Source organism: Marinibaculum pumilum (assembly GCF_042646425.1).
In the GTDB taxonomy this organism is placed as follows: Bacteria; Pseudomonadota; Alphaproteobacteria; order Ferrovibrionales; family Ferrovibrionaceae; genus Marinibaculum; species Marinibaculum pumilum.
Map to the genome: position 1 here is coordinate 461,155 of NZ_JBHRTR010000034.1, position 9,892 is coordinate 471,046.

The 9,892-nt window shown below is 70.7% G+C and carries 9 protein-coding genes; 7 read left to right on the forward strand and 2 right to left on the reverse strand.

Annotated features, from left to right (window positions below; genetic code table 11):
* The coding region (locus ACFOGJ_RS21955; protein ID WP_379904601.1) for an autotransporter outer membrane beta-barrel domain-containing protein at positions 1–847 on the forward strand (847 nt) is incomplete at its 5' end.
* Positions 848–874: 27 nt separating this feature from the next.
* Here the strand turns inward: ACFOGJ_RS21955 and ACFOGJ_RS21960 are convergent.
* Positions 875–1,423: a hypothetical protein gene (locus ACFOGJ_RS21960; RefSeq protein ID WP_379904603.1), complete on the reverse strand. Its 549-nt coding sequence runs from the start codon at positions 1,421–1,423 to the stop codon at positions 875–877.
* Between the two features lie 225 nt (positions 1,424–1,648).
* On the opposite strand from ACFOGJ_RS21960, the gene ACFOGJ_RS21965 reads away from it, so the two are divergent.
* Positions 1,649–2,902, forward strand: coding sequence for a hypothetical protein (locus ACFOGJ_RS21965; protein WP_379904605.1), 1,254 nt, complete (start codon positions 1,649–1,651; stop codon positions 2,900–2,902).
* A 34-nt stretch (positions 2,903–2,936) separates the two neighbouring features.
* Here ACFOGJ_RS21965 and ACFOGJ_RS21970 read toward each other — a convergent pair whose 3' ends face one another.
* Positions 2,937–3,698, reverse strand: coding sequence for an SDR family NAD(P)-dependent oxidoreductase (locus tag ACFOGJ_RS21970; RefSeq protein WP_379904607.1), 762 nt, complete (start codon positions 3,696–3,698; stop codon positions 2,937–2,939).
* A 110-nt stretch (positions 3,699–3,808) separates the two neighbouring features.
* On the opposite strand from ACFOGJ_RS21970, the gene ACFOGJ_RS21975 reads away from it, so the two are divergent.
* The 5 genes from ACFOGJ_RS21975 (at position 3,809) to ACFOGJ_RS21995 (ending at position 9,669) form a co-directional block, all read left to right on the forward strand.
* Positions 3,809–4,810, forward strand: coding sequence for an alpha/beta hydrolase (locus ACFOGJ_RS21975; RefSeq protein WP_379904609.1), 1,002 nt, complete (start codon positions 3,809–3,811; stop codon positions 4,808–4,810).
* Positions 4,811–4,921: 111 nt separating this feature from the next.
* The gene (locus ACFOGJ_RS21980; RefSeq protein ID WP_379904611.1) at positions 4,922–5,848 is read left to right on the forward strand and encodes an SDR family NAD(P)-dependent oxidoreductase; all 927 of its coding nucleotides are present in this window, start codon (positions 4,922–4,924) and stop codon (positions 5,846–5,848) included.
* A gap of 139 nt (positions 5,849–5,987) precedes the next feature.
* Positions 5,988–6,887 (forward strand): MaoC/PaaZ C-terminal domain-containing protein, encoded by a 900-nt coding sequence (locus ACFOGJ_RS21985; RefSeq protein ID WP_379904613.1) that lies wholly within the window; start codon positions 5,988–5,990, stop codon positions 6,885–6,887.
* Positions 6,888–6,934: 47 nt separating this feature from the next.
* Positions 6,935–8,395 (forward strand): hydroxymethylglutaryl-CoA synthase family protein, encoded by a 1,461-nt coding sequence (locus ACFOGJ_RS21990; RefSeq protein WP_379904615.1) that lies wholly within the window; start codon positions 6,935–6,937, stop codon positions 8,393–8,395.
* A 71-nt stretch (positions 8,396–8,466) separates the two neighbouring features.
* Positions 8,467–9,669 carry an acetyl-CoA acetyltransferase gene (locus ACFOGJ_RS21995; RefSeq protein ID WP_379904617.1) on the forward strand — a complete coding sequence of 401 codons (1,203 nt, stop codon included), beginning with the start codon at positions 8,467–8,469 and terminating at the stop codon, positions 9,667–9,669.
* The last annotated feature ends 223 nt before the right edge of the window (positions 9,670–9,892 follow it).

A 9,892-nucleotide genomic window follows, 5' to 3' on the forward strand; every position in this document is an offset into this window, starting at 1 on the left:
GGGGGCCGAAGGCGCGCAGACGGATGGGCCGGCCGGCTGGGCGGAAGTGCTGGGCGGCAGCGGCGTGCAGCGCAGCAGCGGCGGCGTCGACGGCTACGACACCCATATGCGGGGCATCGCCGTCGGTGCCGACGGCCGGCTGCCGGAGGGTCCGCTGGCCTTTGGCCTGCTGCTCGGCGCCGCGATCGGCCGGATCGAAAGCGAGGCCAAGGGCGATGACGGGTCCACCGACATCGACAGCCATTTCGCCGCCGTCTACGGCAGCGGCGACCTGGCGGGCCTGCGCCTCTCCGGCCAGCTGCTGGCCGCCCATGACAGTTATGACAGCCGCCGCAGCGTGGCGGTCGGAGCGCTGGGCGCCAGCCCGTCCGGCAGCAGCCATGGTTGGGGTCTTGCCGGCGGCGCCGCGGTGGCGCGGGAGATCCGGCTCGGGCCGGCCCTGGCGCTGACGCCGACTGCCGGCCTGCGGCTGGGGCGCACCTGGCGCCCCGCCTTCGACGAACGCGACGGCGGGGCGGCGAACCTGGCGGTGGCGGCGGCTGCGCAGACCTCCCTCCGCAGCCGGCTCGGCATGCAGCTGGACTATGCCCGGGGCCCGGCGACCGCCGGCCTCTCGCTCGGCTGGTCGCACGAGTTCCTGGACGACGGGGCGGAGAGCGAGGCCCGGCTGGCCGGCGGCGCCTTCACGGTGGCGTCGGCGCCGCCGGGCCGCGACAGCCTGGATGCAGGCGCCGCGGTCGGCATCGCGCTCGGCGAAGCCGTGACCCTGGAGGCGGGCTACCGCTTGAGCGCCACCAGATCCTCGACGGCCCATGCCGGCACGGCGAGCCTGCGCATCACCTGGTAGGAGGGGGCGGCAGCAGCCGCCGGGGGATCAATTGACGATCCGCCAGGAGCCGTCGGGCTGCAGGCAGGCGGTGCCCCAGAACGGCTGCCCGGTGCCGTCGATGGTGGCGTCGCCGCGCCATTCGCGGCAATAGGCGCTGGGCATCACCTGCGGCGCAGAGCGCCAGACCGGCGCCGGGGGCACCAGCACCAGCGGACCGGGCCGGCGCCAGTTCGGGCCGCCGCCCCAGTACCAGCGCGGGCCGACGATCCACCACCAGCCGTAGCGGCCGCCGCGATGGCCCTTGTGCCAATAGCCGCCGCGTCCGTAACTCCCGCGTCCGTAGCCCCTATGGCCATAGCCTTGGTGGCCATAGCCGCGCGGGCCGCCCCAGCCGCGGTCGTAGCGATAGCCCTTGCCCCAATAGCCGTAGCGGTCACCCCGGTCCCAACCGGTCGGCTGTTGCAGGTCGTCCTCGGTCGCGATGGACGAAATCACGCCCGCCGTCGGCGCGGGGAGGGAAAGGGCGGCCTGGCCGGGCCCGGCCGCCAGTGAAAGCCCGAGCGCAACGGCCAGGGCGCGAATGGATTGCCGCATGGGACACCTCATCGGTCGCCGGCCAGCGGCCGGACCAGGCATGCCCCCGTCCCAATGCATCGTGATTGTTCCATGCGCCCCCCGGGCGGGCAAGGGCGGCCGGCAAGCCGTGGCGGAAAGCTGACTGCCGGATGAACGGAGCGTTGCGGCGAGGTTCAGCGCAGCGGCGCGACCATCGGTTCGGGTCCGGGGGCGGACCGCAACCGATGAAGGGGAGGCACCGCAATGCCACGCATATTCCTGACGCTGCTGCTGCTGGCTCTGGTCGCCGGCGGCTGCGCCAAGACGCAGCTGGAGCTCGCCAACGACCGGCTGGCCGAGAACACCCGGCTGCTCGACGGCAGCAAGGCCTACACCGCCGTCTACCGCAACCTGCTGCAGCACCGCGACCATCTGCGCGATGACGAGATCGGCACTGCCACCAGGGCCCTGCTGGCCCGCCACCCGGAGTTCTATCCGGCGGTGGAGGCGGATTTCCGCCGTCGGGCTGCCGGGATCGGCGACAGCACGGCGCTTGTCCCCTTCGCCGAGGAGATCGACGAAGCACGCCGCTACGCGCTCATCCCGGAGGGCCTTGCGGCCGAGCTGGACCGGCAGGTCGGCGCCTATGCGCGCCAGGCGCTCGAGACGGGCCGGCTGAAGCTCACCCTGACCGACAAGTATTGGCTCTTCGAAGGCATGGAGGCCTATGAGCAGACCCTGCTGCTGGACAATTCGCTGGAGGTCCTGGTCCGCGACCGGCAGCCCTCGTCGATCCTGGTGTCGCGGGTGCTGAAGACCGCCGGCAAGGCCGGCAAGGGCTCCGCGCCCTGGCGCAAGGTGCGCGACGCGCTGCCGCGCATGCATCTGTCGCGGCAGCAGCTGGAGCGCGAGGCGGCGCGGTACTTCCCGGAAAAAGCGCAGGCGGTGGTGGAGGCCCGCACCCTCTACCTGACCCTGGCGGGCAACGACCGCCTGCTGCGGGAGGATGTGCAGCCGCACCTGGCCGGCGCCTCGCCCTGGCTGGTGCTCACCGAAGTGCCGCGCCCCGGCGGCATTGTCGCTGATCTCAGCACCGTGCAGTGGGACGAACGGCCGGCGGTGGAGAAGGTGGAAACGATCCGCTACGCGATGTCGGAGGTGGTGGCGCTGCCGCCGGAATGGCGCGGCCCGGCCTTCGCCAGCTATGCCTACGAGCTGACCAGCGGCGAGAGCAGCCTGGAATATGCCGTCGAGGTCACCCTGCTGCGCGACGGCCAGGTGGTGGAAAGCAGCCTGCTGCGCGACTTCCTGCGCGCGCCTTATGCCTATTGCTCCGCCCAGCGTCTGGAGAACCCGTTCGGCGGCGCGCAGCCGGTGCCCTTCGTCGCCAACCCGCACATGGAAACGACCTGCGGCAGCCCGACCGGCCCGGTGGAGGTGCAGCAGCTGCGCGCCGACGCCCGCACGGCGATCGCCGGTGCGATCCTGACCGCGCCGGCGATCGCGTCGCGGCTGTAGCGGGGGCGGTTCGTGCGTTGGCGCGGCGGGTGGCTCAGTACTGCACCCGCTGGGTCATCGCGCCGTCGACCACCAGGTTGATGCCGCTGATGCCGCTGGCCGACGGGGAGGCGAGGAAGCAGACCGCCTTCGCCACCTCCGCCACGGTGACCATGCGGCCCAGCGGGATGCGGGCGCGCATCGCCTCGAACTGGGCCGGGCGGGCGGCCTGGCTCTGCTGCCAGAAGCCGCCGGGATAGAGCACCGGCCCGGGCGAGACGCTGTTCACCCTGATGCCGCGGGGGCCCAGGGTGCGGGCCAGGCCGGCGGCATGATTGACCAAAGCCGCCTTCATCGCGTGATAGGGGCCGGAGCCGTCCGGCACTTCGATCGCGGCGGTGCTGGCGATCACGGTGATCGAGGGCGCGGAGGAACGCGCCAGGTGGGGCAGGGCGGCCTCCACCATGGTCAGGGCGCCCAGCAGGTCGGTCTCCAGGCTGGTGCGCCAGCCCTGGGCGCCGCCGCCGCCGCCGGCGGCGCTGACATTCACCACCACCGCGTCCAGCCCGCCCATGCTACGGGCGGCGCCCGCGACCCAGGCCTGCAGCGGTCCCGGATCCGCGACATCGACGGTGGCGCCATGTACCGCGCCGCCGCGATTGCGGATCTCCGTCTCCGTCGCGGTCACATGGGCGGGGGTGCGGGCGCAGAAGGCGACCGTCGCGCCCTGCTCCGCCATCGCCTCCACGATGCCGCGGCCGATGCCCCGGGTGCCGCCGCTGACCAGGGCCATCCGCCCGCGCAGTCCCAGTTCCATCGCCCCCTCCCCCTTGCTGTTGGCCCTTGCTGCCGGCACCGATCCCGGCTTAATGGGCTGCACGATCCCGCCTGTCCAGCAGCCTGCCGCCGATCCGGAAGCCTCACCGCATGTTCCAGTCCAGCGACCATCCTGGCGCCGAAGTCCTGCCGCGCGCCGACGAATGCCTGCGGGCCGATGCCCGCGACCTGCAGGGCGGCGGGCGCCGGTCGCTGGCGATCCCGGGCACGGAAGGCCGCCTGTCGCTGCTGGAATGGGACGGCCCGGCGGACTATCCGGACGACGGGCCGGCTCTGGTCTGGCTGCATGCCACCGGCTTCCACGCGCTGACCTACCGGCGCCTGCTGATCGACATCGCTGCGCAGATGCCGGTGGTGGCGCTGGACCTGCGCGGCCATGGCAGCACCACCCTGCCGGCGGTGCCGGGGCGGACCCGGGTGCATCGCGTCTATTTCGGCGATGTCGTCACGGTGCTGGAGGGGCTGGGCCGGCCGGCGATCCTGGGCGGCCATTCGCTGGGCTGCCTGGTCGGCTTCGGCCTGGCCGGGCGGCGGCCGGACCTGGTGCGGGGCCTGCTGCTGGCGGAGCCGGTGCTGGTGCCGCAGCGCCTGGCACGGCTGTTCGCGATCGCGCGCGCCTTCGGCCAGGCGGACAAGGTCAGCCGCATGGCCGCCGGGGCGCGGCGCCGGCGCGTGGTCTTTCCCTCCCGCATGGCGATGCTGGACTCCTATGCCGGCCGCGGCGCCTTCCGCACCTGGCCGGCGGAGACCCTGGCCGACTATGTCGCCGGCGGCGCGCGTGGCCGCCCCGACGGCCAGGTGGAGCTGGCCTGCAGCCCGGCCTGGGAGGCGGAGACCTTCAACGCCCTGCCGGCGCGGCTGTGGCGCTGGATCGGCGGGATCCGCTGCCCGATCACCCTGCTGCGCGGCGGCCAGGGCTCCACCTGCCGGGAGGAGTCGGCGGCCCGGCTGAAGGCGATGAAGCCCTGGACCCGCGAGGTGATGCGGCCGCAGGCCAGCCATTTCCTGCCGCAGGAGGAGCCGGAGCTGGTGGTGGAAGAGGTGCGGCGCCTGACCGCGGCGGTGGCGGAAGGGCGGGCCACGGCCAACTAATACTTGCGCTTTAATGCGCCGCCCGATAAGCCGCTGGCATAAGAGAAGGCGCACCCGCATCCCGGCATGGCACGGCTGACCGCCGGATGCGCAATGTATGGGGGAGGAAGAATGAGCGGTAGCGGGCTCCTGAAGGACAAGGTCGTGGCGGTCACCGGTGCCGGGCGCGGCGTCGGCAAGGCTATCGCCGTGATGGCAGCGGCCGAGGGCGCGAAGGTCGTGGTCAACGACCTGGGCGGTTCCGCTGGTGGCGACGGCGAGGACCGGCTGCCGGCGACCGAGGTGGTGGCCGAGATCGCCAAGGCGGGCGGCGAGGCGGTGACCAACTTCGCCTCCGTCGCCGACTGGGACGGCGCGCACTCGATCATCCAGACCGCGATCGACGAATTCGGCCGCATCGATGCCGTGGTGAACAATGCCGGCATCCTGCGCGACACCATCTTCCACAAGATGACCGAGGACGAGTGGGACATCGTCATCGACGTCCACCTGAAGGGCTCGTTCAACGTCGCCCGCGCCGCCGCCACGCATTTCCGCGAGCAGGGCTCCGGCGCGATGGTCCACATGACCTCCACCTCCGGCCTGATCGGCAATTTCGGCCAGGCGAACTACGCTGCGGCGAAGATGGGCATCGTCGGCCTGTCGAAGTCGGTGGCGCTGGACATGTCGCGCTTCGGCGTGATCTCCAACTGCATCTCGCCCTTCGCCTGGTCGCGCCTGATCGGCACCATCCCGCAGGACACCGAGGCGCAGCGCGCCCGGGTCGCCAAGATCAAGGAGATGACGCCGGAGAAGATCGCGCCGCTGGCGGTCTATCTGTGCAGCGACACCGCCCGCGAGGTGCCGGTCTCCGGCCAGATCTTCGCGGTCCGCAACAACGAGATCTTCCTGATGGCGCAGCCGCGGCCGATCCGCGCCGCCCACACCGCCGAAGGCTGGACCCCGGCGACGGTGTCCGAGCGGGTGATCCCGGCAATGGCGCCGTCCTTCTACCCGCTGGACCGGTCGGCCGACATCTTCAGCTGGGATCCGGTCTGAACGAAAAGGCAGGGACGTCATCCCGGACCCGATCCGGGATCCATTCCGCCAGCGGCGAGGCGCCGCGCGGTCTGCGGAATGGCTCCTCGGCTCGGACCCGGGGATGACCGTAAGAAACTGAACGGCGGGGGAGAGAGACGTGACCATCGACTACGACAAGCTGAAGGCCTGGCCCTTCCCGGAGCTGGCGCACACCTATTCCACCCGCGACAGCATCCTCTACGCGCTCGGTGTCGGGCTGGGCATGGACCCGCTGGACAAGGCGCAGCTGCGCTTCCTGTACGAGCAGCATGCCGACGGCATGCATACCCTGCCGACCATGGCGGTCGTGCTGGCCACGCCGGGCTTCTGGCTGAAGGATCCGGGCACCGGTGTCGATTGGGTCAAGGTGCTGCACGGGGAGCAGGGGATCCGCATCCACAAGCCGCTGCCGGCCGCCGCCACCGTGGTCGGCACCGGCGGGGTGGAGGAGATCATCGACAAGGGCGAGGGCAAGGGCGCGCTGATCTTCCAGAACCGCAAGGTCTACGACAAGGCGAGCGGCGACCATCTGGCGACCCTGACCTCCACCACCTTCGCCCGCGGCGATGGCGGCTTCTCCGGGCCGGAAGGCCAGGCCCACAAGCCGCAGGCGCCGGCGCCGCACCCGGTGCCGGAGCGGGAGCCGGACATGACCTGCGACCTGCCGACCCTGAAGCAGGCGGCGCTGATCTACCGGCTGAGCGGCGACTACAACCCGCTGCATGCCGACCCGGATGTCGGCCAGGCGGCCGGCTTCAAGGCGCCGATCCTGCATGGCCTCGCCACACTGGGGGTGGCCGGCCATGCGCTGCTGCGCACGGTCTGCGCCTATGACCCGGCCCGCTTCAAGGCGCTGCAGCTGCGCTTCACCTCGCCCGTCTATCCGGGGGAGACGATCCGGACGGAGATGTGGCGCGACGGCAGCGAGGCGGAGGGCGAGGTGATCTCGTTCCGTGCCCGTGTCGTGGAACGCGACATCGTGGTCCTGAACAACGGCCGCTTCGTGGCGGCCGCCTGAATGCGGTCCGGCAGGATCGGCGAACGACGTTTGAGGGAGAGAAAACGGTGGCATCGATCGGCATCACCGCCTATGGCGGCTACATTCCGCGGCTGCGGCTGGACCGGAAGACGGTCGCGGCGGCCCATGCCTGGGCGCAGCCCGGCCTGCGGGGCCGCGGCAAGGGCGAGCGCAGCATGTGCCATTGGGACGAGGACACCGTCACCATGGCGGTGGAGGCCGGCCGCGACTGCCTGACCGGCATCGACCCCGCCATGATCGGCGGGCTGGCGCTCGCCTCCACCACCCTGCCGTTCGCCGACCGGCAGAACGCCGCGATCGTCGCCACCGCGCTGGGCCTGGACCGGCAGGTCGCCTCCGCCGACATCGCCGGCTCGCAGCGGGCCGCTCTGGCGGCACTGCGGGCGGCGCTGGGCCAGGTCGCGGTGCAGCCGGGCAGGGGCGCGCTGTGCGTGGCCTCCGAGCACCGGATCACCAAGCCGGCCAGCGTGCAGGAACTGATCACCGGCGACGGTGCCGCGGCCCTGGCCGTGGGCAGTGACGGCGTGATCGCCGAATTCCTGGGCGCCGGCGCGGTGACGGCGGATTTCGTAGACCATTTCCGCGAGTCCGGCGCCGATTTCGACTATGGCTGGGAGGAGCGCTGGGTCCGCGAGGAGGGCTACCAGAAGTTTGTCCCCGCCGCGGTGAAGGCCGCGCTGGCGGAGGCGGGGGTCGAGCCGGGCGCGGTCAACCACTTCGTGATGCCCTGCATCTTCCCGAAGCTGGCGGAGCGCATCGCCAAGGGGCTGGGCATCGACGAGGGCAGTGTCGCCGACACCCTGGACGGGGTCTGCGGGGAGACCGGGGCGGCGCATCCGCTGGTCATGCTGGCGCATTGCCTGGAGACGGCGAAGGCGGGTGAGGTGATCGTCGTCGCCGGTTTCGGCCAGGGGGCGGATGCGCTGGTCTTCCGCACCACCGACGCGCTGGCGAAGCTGCCGAAGCGGATCGGCATCGGCGGCTACCTGAAGCACCGCAAGGAGGAGACCAACTACCTGAAGTTCCTCTCCTTCAACGGCCATCTGGCGATCGACTGGGGCATGCGGGCGGAGCAGGACACCAAGACGGCGCTGACCTCGGCCTGGCGCAATGTCGACATGGTCGGCCATTTCGACGGCGGCCGCTGCACCAGGTGTGGCACCGTGCAGTTCCCGAAGACGCGGATCTGCGTCAACCCGAACTGCCAGGAGACCGACACGCAGGAACCCTATTCCTTTGCCGACAAGACCGGGCAGGTGGCAAGCTTCACCGCCGACTGGCTGACCCACTCCTACGCCCCGCCGCTGCATTTCGGCGCGGTGACCTTCGCCGAGGGCGGCAAGGTGACGATGGAAATGACCGACGACGAGGTCGGCGCGATCTCCATCGGGCAGGACATGCGGATGGTCTATCGCATCAAGGATTTCGACTTCGTGCGCGGCTATCGCCGCTATTTCTGGAAGGCCGCGCCGGCGATCGGCGGTTGATCGCGGCCTGTTTGAATGCAGGGGCGCGCTGCCCCATCTTTTGACGGAACGAAAGCGAAGGGAGCGAGGCTATGGCCAGCGGCATCAAGGACAAGGTCGCCATCATCGGCATGGGTTGCTCGAAGTTCGGCGAGCGCTGGGAGTCCAGCGCGGAAGACCTGATGGTGGAATCCTTCACCGAGGCATTGAAGGACGCCGGCATCGAGCGCAGCCAGATCGAGGCGGCCTGGTTCGGGCTCTATGCCGACCATGTCTCGCTCGGCAAGTCGGCGCTGCCGGCGGCCAACGCGCTGCGCCTGCCGAACATCCCGGTGACCCATGTGGAGAATATGTGCGCCACCGGCACCGAGGCGCTGCGCGGCGCCGTCTATGCGGTGGCTTCCGGCGCCTGCGACATCGCCATGGCGATCGGCGTGGAGAAGCTGAAGGACACCGGCTATGGCGGCCTGCCGACCCAGACCAAGGGCACCCTGGGCGACCTGTGGCAGCCGTCGGGATCGGCGCCGGGCAATTTCGCGCAACTCGCCTATGCCTATGCCAGCAAGCATGGCGTCGACCGCGAGGACCTGAAACGCGCCATCGGCCATGTCTCCTACAAGAGCCACCAGAACGGCTCCAAGAACCCGAAGGCGCATCTGCGCAACACGCCCTCGATGGACCAGATCCTGGGCGCGCCGATGATCGCCGAGCCGCTGGGTCTGTTCGACTGCTGCGGCGTGTCCGACGGCTCGGCCTGCGCCATCGTCACCACGCCGGAGATCGCCCGCAGCCTGGGCAAGACCGACATCGTCACGGTCAAGGCGCTGCAGCTGGTGCTCTCCAACGGCGTGGAGAGCCAGCACACCAGCTGGGACGGCACCTACTTTCTGACCACCCGCAAGGCGGCGCAGAAGGCCTATGCCGAGGCCGGCATCAAGAACCCGCGCGAAGAGCTGTCGATGACCGAGGTACATGACTGCTTCTCGATCACCGAGTTCGTGACGATGGAGGACCTGAATCTCTCCGCCGAGGGCACGGCGCTGAAGGACGTGCTGGACGGCGCCTTCGACGCGGACGGGGTGGTGCCCTGCCAGATCGACGGCGGCCTGAAATGCTTCGGCCATCCGATCGGGGCGTCCGGCCTGCGCATGGTCTACGAATGCTACCTGCAGATGCTGGGCCGTGCCGGCGACCGCCAGCTGAAGGATCCGCGGCTGGCGCTGACCCACAATCTGGGCGGCATGCCGAGCAACAATGTGGCGGCGATCTCGATCATCGGTCGCATGGACGCCTGATCGCCACTGCCGGCCGGCGGTCACCGGCCGGAAGGGCAACCGCTTCCGGAGGGGCGCATCCTGGCGATGCGCCCCTTTTGCGTTGTGCGCCCAGCATGGGCGCATTCTTGAGGGTGGAAGTCCCTCCGTAAGCTGGTCACTGCGAACGAAGTGAAGCGCAACTGCGGAAGGGCGACCGACCGTGGGGAGGAAGCGTGGATCGAAGCTGCGGGCCGATGGACAA